Raw genomic sequence first — 23,195 nt, 5'->3', positions numbered from 1 at the left:
GGCCGGAGCGCAGGTCAGAGACCGTGGACAAGCCTGGGGTTCACGGCAGGACGGGGCACCGGGCCAGATCAGTTGTATCCAGCACCTATGTAACGAGCGTGAGTCATACGACTGCGCTCGGTCAACGCGGTCGCCCGTCACCCGGTTACGCGAAGCGGGCGCTTTCAGCCGTACGCCGCGAAAGGTAATGAACCCGTCTGGACCCCGTCCGGACCGGGATCCGGGGCACCGTCAGGGCCGTGGCGGTGCCGCGCACCGGAGAGGGCGGCACGATCAGGCCACGGGCAAAGACTTCATCAACCGGCCGCCGCCGTGCGGGAGGGCGAGCGAACGGGCGGGCAGGCGGGCGGGGCAGGGGTGCGGGCGCGGGCACGGTGAACGCCCGTGGCCCGTACGACGCGGGACGTCGTACGGGCCACGGTTGCGCCCGGGGGCCGGGAGCGGTGTGTCAGTGGTTGCGCGGGAAGCCGAGGTCCACGCCCGCCGGGGCCTCGGACGGGTCCGGCCAGCGGGTGGTGACGACCTTGCCGCGCGTGTAGAAGTGCACGCCGTCGTTGCCGTAGATGTGGTGGTCGCCGAAGAGCGAGTCCTTCCAGCCACCGAAGGAGTGGTAGCCGACGGGCACCGGGATCGGCACGTTCACCCCGACCATGCCGGCCTCGATCTCCAGCTGGAAGCGGCGGGCGGCGCCGCCGTCGCGGGTGAAGATGGCCGTGCCGTTGCCGAAGGGCGAGGCGTTGATCAGATCGACGCCCTCCTCGTACGTTTCCGTACGCAGCACGACCAGTACCGGGCCGAAGATCTCGTCGCGGTACGCGTCGGAGTCCGTGGAGACCTTGTCGAGCAGCGAGAGCCCGATCCAGTGGCCGTCCTCGAAGCCCTCGACCGTGTGCCCCGTACCGTCCAGGACGACGTCGGCGCCCTGGGCCGCCGCACCCGTGACATAGCCGGCGACCTTGTCGCGGTGGGCCTTGGTGATGAGCGGGCCCATCTCGGAGGCCGGGTCGTTGCCGGGACCGATCTTGATCTTCTCGGCGCGCTCACGGATCTTGGCGACCAGTTCGTCACCGATCGCGCCCACCGCCACGACCGCGGAGATCGCCATACACCGCTCACCGGCGGAACCGTAGGCGGCCGAGACCGCCGCGTCCGCGGCGGCGTCGAGGTCCGCGTCCGGCAGGACCAGCATGTGGTTCTTGGCGCCACCGAGCGCCTGGACGCGCTTGCCGTGGGCGGAGGCCGTCGTGTGGATGTGGCGGGCGATGGGGGTGGAGCCGACGAACGAGACCGCCGCCACATCCGGGTGCGCGAGCAGCGCGTCCACCGCGACCTTGTCGCCGTGCACGACATTCAGCACACCGTCGGGCAGCCCGGCCTCGGCGGCCAGCTCCGCCAGCAGGTTCGCCGCCGAGGGGTCCTTCTCGCTGGGCTTGAGTACGAAGGTGTTCCCGCAGGCCACCGCCAGCGGGAACATCCACATCGGCACCATCGCCGGGAAGTTGAACGGCGTGATGCCCGCGACCACGCCCAGCGGCTGACGGATCGAGGAAACATCGACGCGGCTGGAGACCTGGGTGGACAGCTCGCCCTTGAGCTGTGTGGTGATCCCACAGGCCAGCTCGACGATCTCCAGGCCCCGGGCGACCTCGCCGAGCGCGTCCGAGTGCACCTTGCCGTGCTCGGCGGTGATCAGCGCGGCGATGTCGTCGCGGCGGGCGTCGAGCAGCGCGCGGTAGCGGAAGAGGATGCCCGTGCGCTGGGCGAGGGACGAGGTCCCCCAGGTGGCGTACGCGGCCTTCGCGACGGCGACCGCGCTGTCCACCTCCTCGGCGGAGGCGAGCGCGACCTGCGTGGTGACGGCGCCGGTCGCCGGGTCGGTCACCGGGCCCCAGTTGCCGGACGCGCCCTCGACGGTCTTGCCACCGATCCAGTGGTTGACGGTCTTCATTCCGTTTGGCTCCTTCACAGCTGGCGGCGGCGGGCGGCTACGTGCCGGTCGTACTGCTCACGGGCCTTGACCGCGGACGGGCGTGTCGCGGTCTCGGCCACGGGGACATCCCACCACGCCTGGGCCGGAGGGACGCCCGACACAGTGTCTGCCGTTTCGGTCTCCACATAGACACATGTGGGAACGTCGGCGGCGCGCGCCTCGGCCAGGGCTTCACGCAGGTCACGAACCGTCTTGGCACGGATCACCCGCAAGCCGAGGGAGGCCGCGTTGGCGGCGAGATCGACGGGCAGCGGGGCGCCGGTGTAGGTCCCGTCGTCGGCCCGGAAACGGTAGGCCGTGCCGAACCGTTCCGCGCCGACCGTCTCGGACAGGCCGCCGATGGAGGCGTAGCCGTGGTTCTGGAGGATCACGGCCTTGAACGGCAGTCGCTCCTGGACGGCGGTGACGATTTCGGTGGGGTTCATCAAATACGTACCGTCACCGACCAGCGCCCAGACCGGCCGGCCCGGCGCCGCGAGCTGCACTCCGATGGCCGCCGGGATCTCGTAGCCCATACAGGAGTAGCCGTACTCGACGTGGTACTGGTCGTGGGAGCGGGCCCGCCACAGTTTGTGGAGGTCGCCGGGGAGCGATCCGGCCGCGTTGATGACGATGTCCTCGTCGGTGACCAGGGCGTCGAGCGCGCCGAGGACCTGGGCCTGGGTGGGGCGTACGAGATCCTCGTCGGCGGTGAACGCGGCGGTGACGCGGTACTCCCAGCGCTCCTTGTCCTCGGTGTACTCGGCGGCGTACGCGGGCGCGACACGGTGGCCCACGAGCCCCGCGGCGAGCAGTTGCAGGGCCGTACGGGCATCCGCCACCAGCGGGTCGGCCGCGAGCTTGTGGGCATCGAAGCCGGTGACATTGATATTGAGGAAGTGGACGGCGGGATTCGAGAAGAGCGTGCCGGACGCGGTGGAGAAGTCCGACCAGCGGGTGCCGACGCCGATCACCAGATCGGCGGTCCTGGCCAGTTCATTGGCGGTGGCCGTGCCGGTGTGGCCGATGCCGCCGACCTCGCAGGGGTGGTCGTACGGCAGTGCCCCCTTGCCGGCCTGGGTGGCGGCGACCGGAATACCGGTCTCCGCGGCGAACGCGGCGAGCACGTCCTCCGCCCCGCTGTAGTGCACTCCGCCGCCCGCGACGAGCAGAGGACGACGGGCTTCCCGTACCAGCCGTACCGCCTCGGCGAGTTCGTCGGGATCGGGCGCCTGACGGCGGACTCGCCAGACGCGTTCGGAGAAGAACTCCTCCGGCCAGTCGTACGCCTCCGCCTGCACGTCCTGGGGCAGGGCGAGGGTGACGGCCCCGGTCTCGGCGGGGTCGCTGAGCACGCGCATCGCGGCGAGCGCGGCCGGGATGAGCGCCTCGGGGCGGGTGACACGGTCGAAGTACGTGGAGACGGGCCGCAGGGCGTCATTGACGGAGATGTCGCCCGCGCTGGGCAGTTCGAGCTGTTGCAGGACGGGGTCGGCGGGACGGGTGGCGAAGGTGTCACCGGGCAGCAACAACACGGGGAGGCGGTTGATGGTGGCGAGAGCCGCACCGGTGACGAGGTTGGTGGCGCCGGGGCCGATGGAGGTGGTCACGGCATGGGCGGACAGGCGGTTGCTCTGGCGGGCATAGCCGACGGCGGCGTGGACCATGGCCTGCTCATTGCGTCCCTGCAAGTACCTCATCTCCGAGGCGGACTCGACAAGGGCTTGGCCGATACCCGCCACGTTGCCATGGCCGAAGATGCCCCAAGTGGCGTTGATCAAACGCTGCTTGTGGCCGTCCCGCTCGGTGTACTGCCGGGACAGGAAGCTGATCAGCGCCTGGGCGACGGTAAGACGGCGCGTACTCATCGGGAGTCCTCCTCGGCTGCGGGTGCGGCCGCGCCTGCGGCGCCTGGCGTGACGTCTGCGGCCCCGGGCTCCACGGCCGCGCGGCTCACGGCAGCGGGGTTCGCGGCCCCGCCCGGCTCCGCGGCCGGGCGTTCGGGCTCGGACCCGGCCGACGCCGCCTCGTACAGCGGCAGCCGGGGGTCGACGGCGAGCCCCGGCCACGTGTCCCGGATCCAGCCGTGGTCGGGGTGGTCGCTGATCAGCCACTCCCGCGACTCCCCCGGCCCCGCCATCACATTGAGGTAGTACATGTCGCGGCCGGGCGAGGCGATGGACGGGCCGTGCCAGCCGTCCGGGATCAGGACGGTGTCGCCCGTACGGACCTCGGCGAGGACGTCCGTCCCGCCGGGGCGGGAGGGCGAGACCCGGTGATAGCCGAGGCCGTCGCCGTCGATCTCGAAGTAGTAGATCTCCTCCAGCTCGGACTCGACGCCCGGCCGGTGCTCGTCGTGTTTGTGCGGCGGGTACGACGACCAGTTGCCGCCCGGGGTGAGCACCTCGACCGCGATGAGCCGGTCGCAGGCGAAGACCCCCGCCGCGCCGAAGTTGTTGACCTGGCGCGAGCAGCCGCCCGCGCCGCGCAGCTCGACCGGAACCTCCGGCGCGGGGCCGTAGCGAGCGGGGAGTCGTCGCTCGCACTTCGCTCCTGCCAGGGCGAAGCGGCCTCCCGCACCGGAGGCGATCTGTGCGTGGGCATCACGCGGCACGTACGCGAAGTCCGTGACTCCGCTGAACACGCTTTCCCTGCCCCGCAGTTCAAAGAGTTTGCCCTCCGTGCCCACCGTGCAACCGCCGGTGAGCGGAAGAACGATCCACTCGCTGTCCCCGGCGGCCAGCTCGTGCGTACCGCCGGGCGGGAGCTCCAGGACGCGCAGGCTGCTGTGTGACCAGCCGGCCCGCCGCGGATCGATGTCGAGGGCGTACGGGCCCGACGCGGCGCTGCCCGCGGGTACGTACCGGCCGTACGGTTCGTGGTTGGTCGTCATGAAGTCTCCGTACCCCCTAGAGCAGACCCACGGCCGTATCGACGGCACGGGCCACATCCCCGTCGACCGGATAGAGCAGTGAACGGCCGACGACCAGTCCCCGGACGGTGGGCAGTTGCAGCGCCTTGCGCCATTTCTCGTACGCGCCCTCCTGATCGCCCCCGATCTCGCCGCCCAGCAGGACGGCCGGGAGTGTCGAGGTCTCCATCACCCGGGCCATATCGTCGGGGTCCTGGGTAACGGGAACCTTCAGCCAGGTGTACGCGGAGGTACCGCCCAGTCCGGAGGCGATGGCGATCGAGCGCGTCACCGCGTCCGCGCCCAGATCGGTGCGGAGCCGGCCGTCCGCGCGGTAGCAGATGAACGGCTCGACGAAGACCGGCAGGCGGCGTTCGGCCATGGCGTCGACGGCGCGGGCGGTGGAGTGGAGGGTGTCGAGGGAGCGCGGGTCCTCGTAGTCGATACGGAGGAGCAGTTTGCCCGCGTCGAAACGGAGCCTGGCGAGGTCCTCGGGACGGTGTCCTGTGAAGCGGTCGTCGAGTTCGAACGCGGCGCCGGCCAGCCCGCCGCGGTTCATCGAGCCGACGACGACGCGGTCCTCCAGGGCACCGAGGAGCAGCAGGTCGTCGAGGATGTCCGCGGTGGCCAGGACGCCGTCGACACCGGGCCGGGACAGCGCCAGACAGAGCCGCTCCAGCAGATCGGCGCGGTTGGCCATGGCGAGGCGCTGGTCCCCGACAGCCAGGGCGCCGCGGGCCGGATGGTCGGCCGCGATGATCATCAGCCGGCCGCCGGCGCGCAGCAGAGGGCGACGGGTACGGCGGGCGGCGGCCTCGGCGACGGCCTCGGGGTGGTGCGTACGCAGCCGGACCAGCTCGGACACATCGACGCCGTTCATGAGAGGGCCTCGGGGGATCGCGCCGAGGAACGCCCGGTGGACGGCGTGGTGGACGGCGCCGTGGCGGGTTCCGGCGGGGGATCCTCCGCCGGGACCCGCCCGTCCGCGAGCGTCCGCGTGACCTCGTCGTCGTACGGCATCGCGGACGAACAGGCGAGGCGGCCCGCGACGATGGCCCCGGCGGCGTTCGCGTACCGCATGACGCGCTCCAGATCCCAGCCGGCGAGCAGTCCGTGGCAGAGGGCGCCGCCGAACGCGTCCCCCGCGCCGAGTCCGTTGACGACATCGACGGGGACGGGCGGCACCTCGGCCCGGGTGCCGTCCCGGTGGACGGCGAGCACGCCCTTGGGGCCTTGCTTGACGACGGCCAGCTCGACCCCGGCGGCGAGCAGAGCCCGCGCGGCGGCATGGGGTTCGCGCTCGCCCACGGCCACTTCGCACTCGTCGAGATTGCCCACCGCGACGGTGGCGTGCCGCAGCGCCCGCGCGTACACCGCACGCGGCTCCGCACCGTCCGGCTCCGCGCCTCCCGGCTGCGCGCCGTCCGGCTCCGCGCCGTTCGGCCAGAACATCGGCCGCCAGTCGAGGTCGAAGACGGTGATCCCCGACTTTCCGCGCGCTTCCAGCGCCGCGAGGGTCGCCGTTCTGCTGGGCTCCGCGCACAGGCCGGTGCCGGTCATCCAGAAGATACGGGCCGAACGGATGGCGTCCAGGTCCAGTTCGTCCGGGCGGATCTCCAGGTCCGGGGCCTTGGGCAGCCGGTAGAAGTAGAGCGGGAAGTCGTCCGGGGGGAACACCTCGCAGAAGGTGACCGGGGTCGGATACTCGTCCACCGCCGTCACCCAGCGGTCATCGACCTCGAACTCCCGCAGCGCCTGGTGCAGATAGTCCCCGAACGGGTCCCTGCCGGTACGGGTGATGACGGCGGTACGCCTGCCGAGCCGGGCCGCCGCGACGGCGACATTCGTCGCGGAACCACCGAGGAACTTCCCGAAGGTGTCGACCTGAGCCAGCGGGACCCCGGTCCGCAGCGGATAGAGGTCCACCCCGATCCTGCCCATGGTGATGACGTCGTACGGCTCAGGCATGCGCGTCCCTTCGGTTCGCCGGTCACTCCGACGTCACTCCCACATCCACGTCGCTCCCCGATCTAATGCCCGCCTCCGAGCCCTGTCAATGTTTTGTCCTGACATTCGGACGAAGGGGTTGACACTCTTTCCGCACGACCGGAAAGCTGACCGGTATGACCTCTTCCGTACCCACGTCCAACCGCATCCGGGTCGGGTCGGCCCCCGATTCCTGGGGCGTGTGGTTCCCCGACGATCCCCAGCAGGTTCCCTGGCAGCGTTTCCTCGACGAGGTCGCCGAGGCGGGCTACGAGTGGATCGAGCTGGGCCCGTACGGCTATCTCCCCTCCGATCCCGTCCGGCTGGGCGAGGAGACCTCCCGGCGCGGGCTGAAGGTCTCCGCCGGAACCGTCTTCACCGGACTGCACCACGGCCCCGCCGTCTGGGAGAAGACCTGGGCGCACGTCGCGGACATCGCCGCGCTCACCCGGGCGATGGGCGCGGACCATCTGGTCGTCATCCCTTCGTTCTGGCGCGACGACAAGACCGGGGAGGTGCTGGAGGACCGGACCCTGACGCCGGAGCAGTGGCGCGATCTGGCGGCGCAGACCGAGCGGCTCGGCCGTGAGGTGCGGGACCGGTACGGGCTGCGCATCGTCGTCCATCCGCACGCCGACACCCATATCGACAGCGAGGAGAACGTCAGCCGCTTCCTCGACGCGACCGATCCCGATCTGGTCTCGCTCTGCCTGGACACCGGCCACTACGCCTACTGCGGCGGTGACAGCGTCAAACTGATCGAGACCTACGGGGAGCGGATCGGCTATCTCCATCTCAAGCAGGTGGACCCGGAGATCCTCGCCAAGGTCGTCGCGGACGAGGTGCCGTTCGGGCCGGCGGTCGGCCGCGGGGTGATGTGCGAGCCGCCGGGCGGCGTTCCCGCGCTGGAACCGGTACTCACCGCGGCGCGGCGGCTGGATGTGGACCTCTTCGCCATCGTCGAACAGGACATGTATCCGTGCCCTCCCGACAAGCCGTTCCCGATCGCCGCACGCACCCGCCGTTTCCTGCGGAGTTGCGGCGCCTGACCCAGGCGATGGCGGTACGGAGCGGGGCCGGCGCCTGTGACGCGCCTGACGTCACACAACTCCCGTGCGCAGCCACGCCACATGGGGTCCACGCGCCGCATGAAGTGCACGCGTCATATGTGCCACATGCGCCACAAAGATCCCTCTACCGTCACACATATCTCGATTACACGGTCCTTCCGTCACAGGGAGGTGACAAATCCACCCTCTCCATCACTCTGTGTCGCTCGATGGGCACAGGCTGGGTGATCACCAGCGTCGTGCCGCAGCTCCCCCGACGGCCCACCGGCCTTCCTGCGGCGGACGCGGGGAGGTAGCCACTGATGACGGACAAAAGGCTCTGGTCCTACAAGGAGATCGCGGCGCACATCAGGGTGCAGCCGGACACCGTCCGCTCGTACCGCAAGCACGGACTGCTCCCGCCGCCCGACCATGTGGAGAACGGAAAGCCCTACTGGTACGCGGACACCGTCCGCGCCTGGGTGGCCCAGCGTCCCGGTAACAGAAGCAACAGAGGCTGAGCGACCGGGCGACCGTGAGCCCGCCGTGGGCCCGTACCGATCCGGTACGGGCCCACGGCCCCCGTTCCATCCCTCTTGCCCGCCCCCGTTCCGCACGGTCCCGTTACGCACGGCCCCGTTCGGCACGACCCCGTTCGGCACGGCCTCATTCCGCTCCGGTCAGACGCTCGCTGTGTCCCGGTCCCGGTCAGAGGGCTCGGTCCGCGCCGGATCTCGCGCGTCCCCTTCGGCGGCCGGCTTCGACTCGTCCTCGCTCAGCCCGAACCGGTCATGGAAGCGCCGCAGCGGCCCGGGAGCCCACCAGGTCGCCCTGCCCGTCAGCTTCATCACCGCGGGCACCAGCAGGCTGCGGACCACCATCGCGTCCATGAGCACGGCGAGCGCGATCCCGAGCCCCAGCATCTTGGTGTTGGTCACCCGGGAGGTGCCGATGCCCACCATGACCACCGCGAGGATCACGGCCGCCGCGGTGATCAGTCCGCCGGTGCGCCGGAGGCCGAAGGTCACCGCCTGTTCGTGATCGCCGCCTCGGTCGTACTCCTCCTTGATCCGGGAGAGCAGGAAGACTCCGTAGTCCATGGAGAGCCCGAAGGCGACACAGAACATGAGGACCGGCAGGGTCGTCTCGATGTCGCCGGTGGCGGTGAAGCCGAGCAGCCCGGAGAGGTTGCCGTCCTGGAAGACCCAGACGACCGCCCCGAACATCGCCGTGAGACTCAGGGCGTTGAGCACGACCGCCTGGACCGGTATCAGCACACTGCCGGTGAGCAGGAAGACCAGCAGCAGGGTCACCACCACGATGATGGCCACCGCCCATGGCAGCCGGTCGGCGATCGCGTCCTTGGAATCGACCAGGACGGCGGCGGTGCCGGTCACCGACGTGTCGAACGCGGCCGGTTCCGCGCGGATGTCCCGGACGAGTCGCTGGGCCTCCTGACCCACCGCCTCCCCCTCGGCCCGCACCGTGAAGTACCCGTGTTCGCCCGAGACGACGGGGCCGTCGACCCCGAGCGCCCCCGGCAGAGCCGCTATCCGGCCGCGGTAGTCGGCGTATTCGGCGGGCGTGGCAGCGCCCTCCACGAACACCTCCAGGCCGCCGCCGGGGCTGCCGGGGAACCCGTCCCGTATCTCCTCCTGGACCACCCGGGAATCGGCGCTCGACGGCAGTTGCCGGTAGTCGGCGGTACCGAACGTGGCCCCCAGGAAGGGCAGTCCGAGCACGACCAGCCCGGCCGCCGTGGCGAGAGCGAAGACCGGCGCCCGGCGCATCACCAGCGCGGCCATCCGACCCCAGCCGGCCCCCGGCTCGGCGGACGCGCCCGCGGTTCCCGATCCGTCGCGTGTCCCGGGCTTCCGCCGCCGGCGCAGCAGCACCCGCAGATCCAGCGCGTTGACCCGATGGCCCAGCAGCATCAGCGCGGCCGGCAGCAGTATCAGCGCGGCAGCCGCCGCCAGCAGCACCACCGCGATGCCGGCATAGGCGAAGGAGCGCAGGAAGTACTGGGGGAAGACCATCATGGCCGCCAGCGACACCGCCACGGTCAGCGCGGAGAACAGCACCGTCCGCCCGGCGGTGCGCAGCGTGATGCCCACGGCGTCCCGTACCTCGGCGCCCTCGGCCAGCTCCTCGCGGAACCTGCGCACGATGAACAGGGCGTAGTCGACGGCCAGTCCGAGCCCCAGGGCCGTGGTGAGGTTCTGCGCGAAGACCGAGACATCGGTCAGTTCGGTGATCCCGCGCAGCACCGCGTTCGTCCCCAGGATGGCGACGATGCCGAGCCCGAGCGGCAGGAGGGCGGCGATCGCACTGCCGAAGACCATCACCAGCAGCACCAGCGTCACCGGCAGGGCGATCAGCTCGGCCCGCAGCAGATCCTCCTGGATGATGTCCTGCATCTCGTGCTGTACCGCGACGGGTCCGCCGAGCGAGACCTCCAACGGCCCGTGCGTGCCGCGGAATTCCGGCGCTATCCGGTCCAGGGCCTTCGCGGCCGTTGTCTCGTCGCCCTCGATCCTCGCCGCGATCAGCGCTTCCCCGCCGTCCTCGGCGCGCAGCGCGGCGGACCCGGTCCCCCAGTAGGACCCGACCCCGGTGATGCCCGGCTCAGCCGCGAGCCGGTCGGTGAGGCGCTTGGCCTCGGCGGCCACCGCGGGGTCGTCCACGCTCCGGCCGCCGCTGTCCACGAGCAGCAGCAGATTGGGCTGAGAGGCCGGGAACTCCCGCTCCAGCGCCTGGGTCGCGTACGTCGACTCGGCGTCCGGATCCGCCCAGCCGCCGCTTCCCATCCGGTCGGCGACCCCGCTCCCGGCGAAGACGGCCAGGGCCGTGATCACCAGCGCGACCAGGAGCGAGAACCGCGGCCGCGCGGTGACAAACCGGGTCCATCCCCCAAGACTCGGTCCAGTATTGACTTCGGACATGGTGCGGTGTCCCCTTCACCGTGACCCGCGGCACGGGTCAGTCATTGCCATAGAATAGACAAACACGAGTCATCGCTCGCATTAATCAATAATGCGAGCTGTCGCTCGCGTTTGTCAACCGATCCAGGAAAGCCGGGGATTCACATGCCGGAGGCCAAGAACGGCAGCGAGAACGGAACGGGAAAGCCGCGCCGCCGCCAGGCCCGCGGCGAGCGCCGCATCGCCCAGCTCCTCCAAGCGGCGGCCAACGTCTTCTGCACCACCGGCTACACCGCGGCGAGCACCAACTCCATCGCCCGCGAGGCAGGCGTCTCCCCGGGCACGCTCTACCAGTTCTTCCCGAACAAGGAAGCCATCGCCGTCGAGCTGGGCGATCATCTGCTGACCCGCTGGCGCGCCACCTACGGCCACGCGTTCACCCCGGCCCATCTCGAACTGCCGCTGGACCAGCTGCTGGACGCCGTCCTCGACCCGCTGATCCAGTTCAACTTCGAGAACCCCGCCTTCAACGTCCTCATGCACGGCCCGGACATCCCCGGCCAGGTCGCCCGGGATCACGACGCCCTGCACTCCTCCATGCTCACCAGGGTCGAGGAAGTCCTCGCCGGCTACCTCCCCAGCACGCCGGAGCCCGACATCACCCGGGTCGCACACACCGTCTTCGCCGTGTTCAAGGCGGGCATGGATCTGATCCTCGCCGTGGAGCCCGCCGAACGGGACGCGTACATCGCCGAGCTGAAGGCGGTGCTCTTCCGCTACCTGTGTCCGCTCGTCGGGGATCTCCACGACGGCTCCGACCATCAGGACCGGGTTCGGTTTCATACCCCCTAGGGGTAGGGTCGTAGGTGCTGGGACGCCAAGCGGCCCATGCGCGCCCCTGGCGTACCACCACCCGCCCCTACGTCAGCCCCGAAGAGGAGAAACACCATGACCGCCGAGACGAAGAACCAGGTCACCACCGTCTACCAGGTCACAGGTATGACCTGCGGCCACTGCGAGGGGGCCGTCTCCAGCGAGATCTCGGGGATCGCGGGCGTCACATCCGTGGAGGCCACGGCCGCCACGGGACGCGTGACCGTCGTTTCCCAGGCCCCACTGGACGAGGAAGCCGTGCGCGCGGCCGTCGACGAGGCCGGTTACGAACTGGCCTGAACACGCCCGCCCCCACGATCGGAGGCACGAACCCGCCCGCTCCTCCGTTTATGTGGTTAGCACCTTCTATGCGCCTGCGGTCCTTCACATGCACCACAAGACCTTCACAAAGAGATCTAGATCACATAGATTGAGGGGTAACCATTAGGTCGACTCGCGAGTCTAAGAGGACGATGCCAGAGAACGTCTTGGGGGACGTTTGATGGGATCGTGTGAGATGTCTTGGGGGACGTCTCATGCACGCGATTGGCCGGGGCACGTGCACCGGGGAGCTTTGAGCGGCCCTCCCGTACGTACCCCGGTCCGACCGCCAGTAGCCGTTGATGGTTACGGCAGACGCCCGGCCCGGATCCCGTGGGGGGAATCCGCTCCGGGGATATGGAAAGCGCCCCGTTCGTCGACCCGTGGGGGGATCGGCGGCGGGGCGCTTTTCGCTGCGTACACCCGGCGTGGACGGATGCGCAGTACAAGCGAGCGCGCCGGGCCGCAAGGGGCCCGGGGCGCGGGAAGCGTGGGTCAGCGGGACTCGACCGGGACGAAGTCGCGCAGGACCTCGCCGGTGTAGATCTGGCGCGGACGGCCGATACGGGAGCCCGGCTCCTTGATCATCTCGTGCCACTGGGCGATCCAGCCGGGCAGCCGGCCGAGCGCGAAGAGCACGGTGAACATCTCGGTCGGGAAGCCCATGGCCCGGTAGATCAGACCGGTGTAGAAGTCCACGTTCGGGTAGAGCTTCCGCTCGACGAAGTAGTCGTCGGCGAGCGCGTGCTCTTCGAGCTTGAGCGCGATGTCGAGCAGCTCGTCGGACTTGCCGAGAGCCGAGAGGACGTCGTGCGCCGCCGCCTTGATGATCTTCGCCCGAGGGTCGAAGTTCTTGTAGACGCGGTGCCCGAAGCCCATGAGCTTCACACCGTCTTCCTTGTTCTTCACCTTGCGGATGAAGGAGTCCACATCGCCGCCGGAGGCCTGGATGCCCTCGAGCATCTCCAGCACCGACTGGTTGGCGCCACCGTGCAGCGGGCCCCACAGGGCGCTGATGCCGGCGGAGATCGAGGCGAACATGTTCGCCTGCGAGGAGCCGACCAGGCGCACGGTGGAGGTCGAACAGTTCTGCTCGTGGTCCGCGTGCAGGATCAGCAGCTTGTCGAGAGCGGAGACCACGACCGGGTCCGGCACATACTCCTGCGCCGGGACCGAGAAGGTCATCCGCAGGAAGTTCTCGACGTACCCGAGGTCGTTGCGCGGGTAGACGAAGGGGTGCCCGATCGACTTCTTGTACGCGTACGCCGCGATCGTGGGCAGCTTGGCGAGCAGCCGGATCGTGGAGAGATGGCGCTGCTTCTCGTCGAACGGGTTGTGGCTGTCCTGGTAGAACGTGGACAGCGCGCTGACCACGGAGGACAGCATCGCCATCGGGTGGGCGTCGCGCGGGAAGCCGTCGTAGAACCGCTTGACGTCCTCGTGCAGCAGTGTGTGCTGGGTGATCTCGTTCTTGAACGAGGCCAGCTGGTCGACCGTCGGCAGCTCGCCGTTGATCAGCAGATACGCCACCTCGACGAAGCTGGAACGCTCCGCCAGCTGCTCGATCGGATAGCCGCGGTAGCGCAGGATGCCCTGTTCGCCGTCGAGATAGGTGATCGCGGACTTGTAGGCGGCGGTATTGCCGTATCCACTGTCCAGCGTCACCAGACCGGTCTGAGAACGGAGCTTCCCGATGTCGAAGCCCGTATCGCCGACGGTGCTGTCGATCACCGGGTAGGTGTACTCGCCGTCGCCGTACCGCAGTACTACCGCGTTGTCGCGTTTCTCGCTCACGTCATCCCTCACCGACGTAGTGCCTCTTCTTCGAGGTGCCCTGACTGTCTCTACCATCCCCCATTTGGCTCAGGAGAGTGCACTCGGGGTCGACCTTTAGGCCTTTTGGCGGCACTCAGTGCCGCCAACCTACTCATCCTGCCCCCTTCGCCCCAGTTGTGGGAAGCCGAGATGCCGAAAGTCCCGTCAGCCGATGGCCGAGCGCCGTGAAACGTCTACCCGCGGAGACCGTGCGTACCGCCTGTCCTATGGCCTTCCGGGAGCCGACCAGCACGACGAGCTTCTTGGCGCGGGTGACCGCCGTGTAGAGCAGATTCCGCTGGAGCATCATCCAGGCACCGGTGGTGACCGGAATGACCACGGCCGGATACTCACTGCCCTGGGAGCGGTGGATCGTCACGGCGTACGCGTGCGCCAGCTCGTCCAGCTCGTCGAAGTCGTACGGCACCTCCTCGTCCTCGTCCGTCAGCACCGTCAGCCGCTGATCGTCCATGTTGAGGGAGGTGACGACGCCGACGGTGCCGTTGAAGACGCCGTTCTCCCCCTTCTCGTAGTTGTTGCGGATCTGGGTGACCTTGTCGCCGACGCGGAAGACCCGGCCGCCGAGCCGCTTCTCGGGTAGATCGGGCCTGGCGGGGGTGATGGCCTGCTGGAGCAGTGCGTTCAGCGCACCCGCGCCGGCCGGGCCGCGGTGCATCGGCGCCAGCACCTGCACATCGCGCCGCGGGTCGAGACCGAATTTGGCGGGAATCCGATGGGCCGCCACCTCGACGGTCAGCCGCCCCGCGTCCTCCGTCTCCTCCTCCACGAAGTGGAAGAAGTCGACGAGGCCCTGCGTGATGGGCGGTACCCCGGAGTTGATGCGGTGGGCGTTGGTGACCACCCCCGACTGCTGGGCCTGCCGGAAGATCCGGGTGAGCCGGACGCGCGGCACGGGACCGTTCTCGGCCAGCAGATCGCGCAGGACCTCGCCGGCCCCGACCGAGGGAAGCTGGTCCACATCCCCGACGAGCAGCAGATGCGCGCCCGGCGCCACGGCCTTGACAAGCTTGTTGGCCAGCAGCAGATCGAGCATCGACGCCTCGTCGACCACCACCAGGTCGGCGTCCAGCGGACGGTCCCGGTCGTACGCCGCGTCCCCGCCCGGCTTGAGCTCCAGCAGCCGGTGGACGGTGGACGCCTCGGCCCCGGTCAGCTCGGCGAGCCGCTTGGCCGCCCGTCCGGTGGGCGCCGCCAGCACCACCTTGGCCTTCTTGGCCCGCGCCAGCTCCACGATCGACCGGACCGTGAAGGACTTGCCGCAGCCGGGACCCCCGGTCAGAACGGCGACCTTCTCGGTGAGCGCGAGCCGGACCGCCTGCTGCTGCTCGGGGGCCAGCTCGGCGCCCGTACGGCCCGCCAGCCAGGTCAGCGCCCGGTCCCAGGCCACGTCCTGGAAGGCCGGCATCCGGTCCTCTCCCGTGCGCAGCAGCCGCAGCAACTGGGCGGAGAGGGACAGCTCGGCGCGGTGGAAGGGGACCAGATAGACGGCGGTGACCTCCTCTTCGCCGCCGTCCGGCCCCGGCACCCTCTCCCGTACGACCCCCTCGTCCTCCGCGGCCAGCTCGGCGAGGCACTCGATGACCAGGCCCGTGTCGACCTGGAGCAGCTTCACGGCGTCCGCGATGAGCCGCTCCTCCGGCAGGAAGCAGTGGCCCTGATCGGTGGACTGGGACAGGGCGTACTGGAGCCCGGCCTTGACCCGCTCCGGGCTGTCGTGCGGGATACCGACGGCCTGGGCGATCCGGTCGGCGGTCAGGAAGCCGATCCCCCAGACGTCGGCCGCCAGGCGGTACGGCTCGTTCCTGACGACGGAGATCGAGGCGTCCGCGTACTTCTTGTAGATGCGGACGGCGATGGAGGTCGAGACGCCCACCCCCTGGAGGAAGACCATGACCTCCTTGATGGCCTTCTGCTCCTCCCAGGCGGCGGCGATCCGCTTCGTCCGCTTGGGGCCGAGACCGGGGACTTCCACGAGCCTCTTGGGCTGCTGCTCGATGATGTCGAGGGTGTCCAGGCCGAAGTGCTCGACGATCCGGTCGGCGAACACGGGGCCGATGCCCTTGATCAGACCGGATCCGAGATAGCGGCGGATGCCCTGGATCGTGGCCGGCAGGATCGTGGTGTAGTTCTCCACCGTGAACTGCTTGCCGTACTGGGGGTGCGAGCCCCAGCGGCCCTCCATGCGCAGTGACTCGCCCGGCTGCGCGCCCAGCAACGAGCCGACCACGGTGAGGAGATCGGCACCACGGCCGGTGTCGACGCGGGCGACCGTATAGCCGTTCTCCTCATTGGCGTACGTGATCCGCTCGAGGACTGCTTCGAGCACAGCGGGATTGGACATGATCCGACGCTACCGCCAGGCTCCGACATCACGGCCGGCCTGTGGACAACTACCCGCCTGTGGAAACCTACTAGGGGCCCGGTCCACTGGACCGGGCCCCACGCGCGCCCCCTCAACAGAGCCTTCCTGATCCCCCCGGATCCCTCCCCCGAAGGCCCTGTCGACGTATACGACTCACGTCACCCCGGAAGGGTTGCACGATTCCTCTGCGTAATTTTCCGGGTTCGCGGCCGGGCCTCCGCGGATCACCGGAGACAGCGGCGCGGCCACCGCACGGAGCGCGCCGGAGGCCACGCATACCGGGTCATACGTCTCTGTCCGCACCTGATCCGCGCCGACCGCGTACCGACGGACATGTCGCGGTCCCCCGGGGAACGCCTCCGCGCTCCCCGGGGGACGCCTCTATGGAGCGCGCCGCGAAGATCGCGCCTATAGAGCGTGTTGTACGTACCGTTCGATGACGTCGGTGAGCAGTTCCACGCCGTCCCGCGCCCACAGTTCGTCGTTGAACAGCTCCACCTCGATCGGGCCGGCATAGCCCGCCGCGTCGACCCGTTCCCGCCAGACGCGCATATCGACGGCGCCGTCCCCGATCTGGCCACGGCCGTTGAGCACCCCGGCCGGAAGCGGCGTCGTCCAGTCGGCCAGTTGGAAGGTGAAGATCCGCGAGGCCGCGCGGGCGACGGCCGCGGGCGCCCGGTCGTCCCACCAGATGTGGTAGGTGTCCACGGCCACCCCCACCTGATCGGCGGGGAACCGTTCTGCCAGGTCAAGCGCCTGGTCGAGGGTGGAGACCACACAGCGGTCGGCCGCGAACATCGGGTGCAGGGGCTCAATGGCGAGCCGTACCCCGCGCTCCGCCGCGTAGGGGGCCAGTTCGCCCAGGGCGTCCGCGATCCGTTCGCGCGCCCCCGGGAGGTCCCGGCTTCCCTCAGGGAGCCCGCCGGAGACCAGGACGAGGGTGTCCGTGCCCAGCGCCGCGGCCTCGTCGATCGCCGCGCGGTTGTCGGCCAGCGCCTCGGCCCGCCGTACGGGGTCGACGGCGGTGAGGAAGCCGCCGCGGCAGAGCGTGGTGACCGCGAGGCCCGCGTCCCGTACGAGCTTGGCGGTGGCCTCGATCCCGTACGCCTGGACGGGCTCGCGCCACAGCCCGACCCCTGGCACACCGAGATGGACGCACGCCTCGGTCAGCTCGGGAAGCGACAGCTGTTTCACCGTCATCTGGTTGATGCTGAAGCGCTTCAGCTCCGCCATGGGCCGATCGGTCACTGGTCCACTCCGTACACGCTCAGCAGGGATGCCATCCGAGCCTCCGCCACCGCCGGGTCGGGGAACAGACCGAGCCCGTCGGCCAGTTCGTACGCCCGCGCCAGATGGGGCAGCGAACGGGCCGACTGGAGGCCGCCGACCATCGTGAAATGGTCCTGGTGTCCGGCCAGCCAGGCGAGGAACACCACACCCGTCTTGTAGAAGCGGGTCGGCGGCTGGAACAGATGCCGGGACAGCTCCACGGTCGGATCGAGGAGTGCGCGGAAGCCCTTCGTGTCACCGGTGTCCAGGACGCGTACGGCTTCCGCGGCAAGCGGCCCCAGGGGATCGAAGATCCCGAGCAGGGCGTGGCTGAAGCCCCGTTCGTCACCCGCGATCAGCTCGGGGTAGTGGAAATCGTCGCCGGTGTAGCAGCGCACGCCCTTGGGCAGTGCGCGGCGCAGCTCGACCTCCCGCCGTGCGTCCAGCAGGGAGATCTTGACGCCGTCGACCTTGTCCGGATGCTCGGCGATGACCTGGAGGAACGTCTCGGTGGCCGCGTCGAGGTCCGTACTGCCCCAGTAGCCCTCCAGCGCGGGGTCGAACATCGGGCCGAGCCAGTGCAGCACGACCGGTTCCGTCGCCTGCCGCAGGAGATGCGCGTAGACGGTGAGGTAGTCGTCGGGGCTCTTCGCGGTCGCCGCGAGGGCCCTGGAGGCCATCAGGATGGCCTGCGAGCCGGTCTCCTCGACGAGCGCCAACTGCTCCTCGTAGGCGGCCCGGACTCCGTCCAGGGAACCGGAACCGTCTGTTCCAGGGGTCAGTTGGTCGGTGCCCACGCCACAGGCGATCCGGCCGCCCACCGCCTTCGCCTCGGCGGCGGAGCGGCGGATCAGCTCGGCCGCGCCCGCCCATTCCAGGCCCATGCCGCGCTGCGCGGTGTCCATGGCCTCGGCGACACCGAGGCCGTGCGCCCAGAGATGGCGGCGGAAGGCGAGAGTGGCGTCCCAGTCGACGGCGGCGGGCGCGTCGGGGCTGATGTCGGCGTACGGGTCGGCGACGACATGGGCCGCGGAGAAGACCGTACGGGAGGCCAGGGGCGCCCCGCCCGCACCGAGGCGGGCGGGCTCGGAGCGAGGCGTGTACGTACGCGATCCACCGCCGGGGGAGGGCAGTCGGAGGGTCACAGCGACAGCTCCGGTACGTCGAAGCGGCGGCCCTCCGCCGAGGACCGCAGCCCCAGCTCGGCGAGTTGCACACCGCGCGCGCCCGCGAGCAGGTCCCAGTGGTACGCCTCACCGAGCACCACATGGCGCAGGAACAGCTCCCACTGCGCCTTGAAACCGTTGTCGAACTCGGCGTTGTCCGGCACTTCCTGCCACTGGTCGCGGAAGGACTCGGTGGCGGGCAGATCGGGGTTCCAGACGGGCTTGGGGGTGGCGCTGCGGTGCTGGACGCGGCAGCGGCGCAGACCCGCGACGGCCGAGCCGTGTGTGCCGTCGACCTGGAACTCGACCAGCTCGTCGCGGTTGACCCGGACCGTCCAGGAGGAGTTGATCTGGGCGACCGCTCCGCCGTCCAGCTCGAAGATGCCGTAGGCGGCGTCGTCGGCGGTCGCCGCGTAGGGCTTGCCCTGCTCGTCCCAGCGCTGCGAGATGTGGGTGGCGACATGCGCCTGGACGGTGGTGACCCGGCCGAACAGCTCGTGCAGGACGTATTCCCAGTGCGGGAACATGTCCACGGCGATGCCGCCGCCGTCCTCGGCGCGGTAGTTCCAGGAGGGGCGCTGGGGGTCCTGCCAGTCGCCCTCGAAGACCCAGTAACCGAACTCTCCCCGCACGGAGAGGATCTCGCCGAAGAAGCCGCCGTCGATGAGGCGCTTCAGCTTGAGCAGACCCGGCAGGAAGATCTTGTCCTGGACGACGCCGTGCCTGATCCCGGCGTCACGGGCCAGCCGGGCGAGGTCGAGGGCGCCGTCGAGATCGGCCGCGGTCGGCTTCTCGGTATAGATGTGCTTGCCGGCGGCGATCGCCTTCTTGATGGCCTCGACCCGGGCAGAGGTGACCTGGGCGTCGAAGTAGATGTCGATCGTGTCGTCCGCGAGGACGGCGTCGAGATCCGTGGACCATTCGGTGAGGCCGTGCCGCTCGGCGATCTCCCTGAGGGCGTGTTCGCGGCGGCCCACGAGTACGGGCTCGGGCCACAGCACCTCGCCGTCCCCGAGGTCCAGCCCACCCTGCTCGCGGATCGCGAGGACGGAGCGGAGCAGATGCTGCCGGTATCCCATCCGCCCCGTGACGCCGTTCATGGCGATCCGCACTGTCCTGCGTGTCACGAAGTTCCCTCCATATAGCCGTAGCAAGCGCTTTCTATCAGGTAAGAAGCTAGCCTGCGACAGCGAACCGGACAAGAGCCCGAGGCTCATCCCGCACCGATCTCACTCCGCACCACCCCGATCCCCCTCGTCCCCTCGGAGGAAAGCGATGACAGTCACCCTGGCGGATGTGGCGGCCCGCGCCCGGGTGTCACCCGCCACCGTCTCCCGCGTACTGAACGGCAACTATCCGGTCGCCGCCGCCACCCGGGAGCGCGTGCTGCGCGCGGTGGACGATCTCGACTACGTGCTCAACGGGCCCGCGAGCTCACTGGCCGCCGCCACCTCCGATCTGGTCGGCATCCTCGTCAACGACATCGCGGACCCGTTCTTCGGGATCATGGCGGGGGCGGCGCAGACCGAGATCGGCGGCCAGGAGGGCACCGGCCGGGCGGGCGGCGAGAAACTCGCCGTCGTCTGCAACACCGGTGGCTCGCCCGAGCGTGAACTCACCTATCTGACCCTGCTCCAGCGCCAGCGGGCCGCGGCCGTCATCCTCACCGGCGGAGCGCTCGAAGACCCGGGCCACATCGCGGCGATGACCACGAAGCTGGCGAAACTCGCGGACGCGGGGACGCGGGTGGTGCTGTGCGGACGCCCGCCGCTGCCGGGCAGCGACGCGATCGTGGCTTCGCTGGCCTTCGACAACCGCGGGGGCGGGCGGCGGCTGACGGAACATCTGCTCACGTTGGGGCACCGGAGGATCGGCTACGTCGCGGGCCCGCTGGAGCGGACGACGACCCGGCACCGGCTGGAGGGGCACATGGCGGCGCTGGCCGCCGCGGGGCTGGGGGATCCGGCGCCGTCGGGCGCGGAACGGGGCGTGGGCTCCGGAGAGGGCTCCGGAGAGAGCCACGGAGAGGGGCGGCCGGGGCACGAGGGACAGGAAGGGCGCGGGGCGCGCGGGGGGCGCGGGGGGCACGAGGAGCTGATCGTGCACGGTCCCTACAGCCGCCGGGCGGGGTACGAGGCGACGCTGGAGCTGCTGCGCCGCGCACCGGATCTGACCGCCGTGGTCGCGGCGAATGACACGGTGGCGCTGGGGGCGTGCGCGGCGGTACGCGACCAGGGGCTGCGCATTCCGGAGGACGTCTCGGTGGCGGGCTTCGACGATCTGCCGTTCTCGGTCGACGCGACGCCGGCGCTGACGACGGTGCGGCTGCCGCTGCACGAGGCGGGGGCGCGCGCGGGCCGACTGGCGATGGGCACGGAGACCCCACCACCGGGCGGGATCGCCACGATCACGGCCGAGTTGATGGCACGGGCGTCGACGGCGCCGCCGCGGGCGACCGAGGGCCGGGGGCGGGCCGACTGACCAGCCGAACCATTGAACCGGTGAACCGCTGAACCGCCGATCGGACGGGGCGGGTGGCGGGGCGGGTGCCTCCCGTGAGCGGCGGGGGGCGCGTGCCGGGGCGGGTGGCGAGCTGACGCCAATGTACGGATCGGGCCTTGCCGCGCCTCGACGGGCCGACGTAGCGTTGACTCAGTCAAAGAAAAGGTCCGGGGGTGGATCATGGCCGTCCAGGAAATCCGCGCGTTCAACCGCTTCTACACGAATCTCATCGGGGCGCTCGACTACAGCAAGCACCTCTACACCCCGTACACGCTCACCGAGTCACGGGTGCTGTACGAGCTGGCGCACGCGCCGCGCACCGACGCCGCCGACCTGCGGGTCGAGCTGTCGCTGGACGCCGGCTATCTGAGCAGGCTGCTGACGAAGTTCGAGAAGGACGGGCTGGTCGGACGCGCGCCGTCCGAGCGGGACTCCCGGCGGCAGCGGATAACGCTCACCCAGCAGGGGCGCGAGGCCGCGGCGCTGCTCGACGAGCGGTCACGGGAAGCGGTGGGCTCGCTGCTCGCCCAGGTCGAGCCGGCGCAGCGGCCCCGGCTCGCGGACGCGATGCGGACCGTGCGGGACATCCTCGGCGCCGACCGCCGGGCGGAACCCCACCGCGCGGAGCCGGTCCTGCGCGATCCGATGCCGGGCGAGCTGGGGTGGATCGTGCAGCGCCACGGCGCCGCGTACGCCGCGGAGTACGGCTGGAACACCGAGTTCGAGGGGCTCGTCGCCCGGATCGTCGCGGACTTCGCGGAGGACCACGATTCCCGGCTGGAGCGGGTCTGGATCGCCGAGCTGGACGGCATCCCGGTGGGGTCCGTGATGTGCGTGCGGGACGACGCCCCGGAGGTACGGGACGAGGCCCCGGTCACCGCGCGGCTGCGCCTGCTGCTGGTCGAGCCCGGTGCCCGGGGTCACGGACTCGGGAAGCGGCTGATCGGGACGGTGGTGGATTTCGCGCGCGGGGCGGGGTATCAGGAACTGACGCTGTGGACGAACGATGTCCTCGCCGCCGCCCGCACTCTTTACCAGCACGCCGGATTCACGCTGGTCTCCGAGACACCGCACCACTCGTACGGAGCGGATCTGGTCGGCCAGGACTGGCGGCTCCCTCTCGGGACAGGAGCCACCTCAAGCCAGGAAGGGATACGACCGTGAAATTCGCCTTCTCCACCCTTGGAGTACCGGGCCTGCCCATCCCCGATGTCCTCGCGCTCGCCGCCGGGACCGGCTACCAGGGGGTGGAGTTGCGCGCCCATCCGGAGGAGCCGGTCCACCCGGGCATCGGGCCGGGCGAACGGGCCACGGTGGTCGACGAGTTCCAGCGCGCCGGAATCGAGATCCTGACGGTCGCGGGGTACGTGCGGGTGGCGAAAGCCGACGCCGACGAGGAGCGGCTGCGCCAGGAACTGGACGAACTGCTCTGGCTGGCACGGGATCTGGGCGCCTCCTTCATCCGTGTCTTCCCGGGCGGCGGCGACCAGCCCGCGGCCGAGGCCGACGCGACGGCCGCGCGACGGCTGGCCGCTGCGGCCGAGCTGGCGGCGGACTTCGGCGTACGGATCCTGCTGGAGACGCATGACTCGCACCGCACGGGTTCGGACGCGGCCCGGGTGCTGGGACCGGTGGGGCACAAACACGCGGGGGCGCTGTGGGATGTGATGCACACCTGGCTGGGCGGCGAGGCACCCGCCACCACGTACGCGGCCCTCTCCCCGTACCTCGGCTATGTCCAGGTGAAGGACATCGCTTCGGCGGAGGACACGACGCCGCTGGCGCTGGGAGCGGGTGTGCTTCCCCTGGGCGAGTGCCTGGCATTGCTCGACGACGACAGCTGGGTGTGCTGGGAGTACGAGAAGCGCTGGTATCCGGAGGCAGCGGAGCTGCCGGGACTGCTGGCGGCGGGACGGGAGCATCTGGAGGCGCTGATCGCGGAGAACCGCCACAGCTGACGGAGCCCGCGTGGGAAAGCTGAGGTGAGGGCGGGCAGCGGCGAGAGGCAAGGGTGAGGATGCAGCGGCGGT

Annotated in this window: 18 protein-coding genes; 7 read left to right on the top strand and 11 right to left on the bottom strand. The window is 70.1% G+C overall.

From position 1 onward, the window contains the following. Positions 1–448: 448 nt before the first annotated feature. The 5 genes from mmsA to iolC are packed head-to-tail and all read right to left on the bottom strand — an operon-like array spanning position 449 to position 6,848. Positions 449–1,948 (bottom strand): CoA-acylating methylmalonate-semialdehyde dehydrogenase, encoded by a 1,500-nt coding sequence (mmsA, locus tag ACIOGX_RS06555; protein WP_356508431.1) that lies wholly within the window; start codon positions 1,946–1,948, stop codon positions 449–451. 14 nt (positions 1,949–1,962) lie between these two features. Continuing rightward, positions 1,963–3,837: a 3D-(3,5/4)-trihydroxycyclohexane-1,2-dione acylhydrolase (decyclizing) gene (gene iolD / locus ACIOGX_RS06550; RefSeq protein ID WP_383960445.1), complete on the bottom strand. Its 1,875-nt coding sequence runs from the start codon at positions 3,835–3,837 to the stop codon at positions 1,963–1,965. Beyond that, positions 3,834–4,862 (bottom strand): 5-deoxy-glucuronate isomerase, encoded by a 1,029-nt coding sequence (iolB, locus tag ACIOGX_RS06545; protein WP_401910865.1) that lies wholly within the window; start codon positions 4,860–4,862, stop codon positions 3,834–3,836. The genes iolD and iolB overlap by 4 nt, the downstream gene beginning before the upstream one ends. Positions 4,863–4,878: 16 nt before the next feature. Further along, on the bottom strand, positions 4,879–5,760 hold the full coding sequence (locus tag ACIOGX_RS06540) for a deoxyribose-phosphate aldolase (RefSeq protein ID WP_356508437.1): 882 nt from the start codon (positions 5,758–5,760) through the stop codon (positions 4,879–4,881). Beyond that, complete coding sequence (gene iolC / locus ACIOGX_RS06535; RefSeq protein WP_401910861.1) at positions 5,757–6,848, bottom strand: 5-dehydro-2-deoxygluconokinase; 1,092 nt, start codon at positions 6,846–6,848, stop codon at positions 5,757–5,759. The genes ACIOGX_RS06540 and iolC overlap by 4 nt, the downstream gene beginning before the upstream one ends. A gap of 155 nt (positions 6,849–7,003) precedes the next feature. Here iolC and ACIOGX_RS06530 point away from each other — a divergent pair, with 155 nt between their 5' ends. Continuing rightward, complete coding sequence (locus tag ACIOGX_RS06530) at positions 7,004–7,915, top strand: sugar phosphate isomerase/epimerase family protein (RefSeq protein ID WP_401910858.1); 912 nt, start codon at positions 7,004–7,006, stop codon at positions 7,913–7,915. A 323-nt stretch (positions 7,916–8,238) separates the two neighbouring features. Continuing rightward, positions 8,239–8,436, top strand: coding sequence for an AlpA family transcriptional regulator (locus ACIOGX_RS06525; protein ID WP_030352509.1), 198 nt, complete (start codon positions 8,239–8,241; stop codon positions 8,434–8,436). A 159-nt stretch (positions 8,437–8,595) separates the two neighbouring features. On the opposite strand, the gene ACIOGX_RS06520 is transcribed toward ACIOGX_RS06525, so the two are convergent. After that, positions 8,596–10,857, bottom strand: a complete 2,262-nt coding sequence (locus ACIOGX_RS06520) for an MMPL family transporter (protein ID WP_401910855.1) — start codon at positions 10,855–10,857, stop codon at positions 8,596–8,598. Positions 10,858–11,001: 144 nt separating this feature from the next. On the opposite strand from ACIOGX_RS06520, the gene ACIOGX_RS06515 reads away from it, so the two are divergent. Beyond that, entirely contained in the window at positions 11,002–11,688 is a 687-nt protein-coding gene (locus ACIOGX_RS06515; RefSeq protein WP_356508444.1) for a TetR/AcrR family transcriptional regulator, read from the top strand. A gap of 96 nt (positions 11,689–11,784) precedes the next feature. Continuing rightward, complete coding sequence (locus ACIOGX_RS06510; protein WP_383960462.1) at positions 11,785–12,009, top strand: heavy-metal-associated domain-containing protein; 225 nt, start codon at positions 11,785–11,787, stop codon at positions 12,007–12,009. A 516-nt stretch (positions 12,010–12,525) separates the two neighbouring features. Here ACIOGX_RS06510 and ACIOGX_RS06505 read toward each other — a convergent pair. The 5 genes from ACIOGX_RS06505 to ACIOGX_RS06485 form a co-directional block, all read right to left on the bottom strand. Further along, the gene (locus tag ACIOGX_RS06505) at positions 12,526–13,824 is read right to left on the bottom strand and encodes a citrate synthase (RefSeq protein WP_030352513.1); all 1,299 of its coding nucleotides are present in this window, start codon (positions 13,822–13,824) and stop codon (positions 12,526–12,528) included. Between the two features lie 133 nt (positions 13,825–13,957). Then, positions 13,958–16,207, bottom strand: a complete 2,250-nt coding sequence (locus tag ACIOGX_RS06500; protein ID WP_356508448.1) for an ATP-dependent RecD-like DNA helicase — start codon at positions 16,205–16,207, stop codon at positions 13,958–13,960. Positions 16,208–16,636: 429 nt separating this feature from the next. Then, positions 16,637–17,461: a sugar phosphate isomerase/epimerase family protein gene (locus tag ACIOGX_RS06495; protein ID WP_401911992.1), complete on the bottom strand. Its 825-nt coding sequence runs from the start codon at positions 17,459–17,461 to the stop codon at positions 16,637–16,639. 11 nt (positions 17,462–17,472) lie between these two features. Beyond that, on the bottom strand, positions 17,473–18,642 hold the full coding sequence (locus tag ACIOGX_RS06490; RefSeq protein ID WP_401910851.1) for a dihydrodipicolinate synthase family protein: 1,170 nt from the start codon (positions 18,640–18,642) through the stop codon (positions 17,473–17,475). Then, positions 18,639–19,790, bottom strand: a complete 1,152-nt coding sequence (locus ACIOGX_RS06485) for a Gfo/Idh/MocA family oxidoreductase (protein WP_356508452.1) — start codon at positions 19,788–19,790, stop codon at positions 18,639–18,641. Before ACIOGX_RS06485 ends, ACIOGX_RS06490 begins: the two co-directional genes overlap by 4 nt. A 148-nt stretch (positions 19,791–19,938) precedes the next feature. Here ACIOGX_RS06485 and ACIOGX_RS06480 point away from each other — a divergent pair, with 148 nt between their 5' ends. From ACIOGX_RS06480 to ACIOGX_RS06470, 3 genes are all read left to right on the top strand, one after another. Next, complete coding sequence (locus ACIOGX_RS06480; RefSeq protein ID WP_401910849.1) at positions 19,939–21,144, top strand: LacI family DNA-binding transcriptional regulator; 1,206 nt, start codon at positions 19,939–19,941, stop codon at positions 21,142–21,144. A 201-nt stretch (positions 21,145–21,345) separates the two neighbouring features. Then, positions 21,346–22,329, top strand: a complete 984-nt coding sequence (locus ACIOGX_RS06475; protein WP_401910847.1) for a GNAT family N-acetyltransferase — start codon at positions 21,346–21,348, stop codon at positions 22,327–22,329. After that, entirely contained in the window at positions 22,326–23,123 is a 798-nt protein-coding gene (locus tag ACIOGX_RS06470) for a sugar phosphate isomerase/epimerase family protein (protein WP_401910845.1), read from the top strand. Before ACIOGX_RS06475 ends, ACIOGX_RS06470 begins: the two co-directional genes overlap by 4 nt. Positions 23,124–23,195: the final 72 nt, after the last annotated feature.

Source organism: Streptomyces sp. NPDC088147 (assembly GCF_044741565.1).
GTDB lineage: Bacteria > Actinomycetota > Actinomycetes > Streptomycetales > Streptomycetaceae > Streptomyces.
The sequence above is the reverse complement of the archived record's forward strand: the minus strand, read 5'-3'. Positions and strand labels throughout refer to the sequence as shown.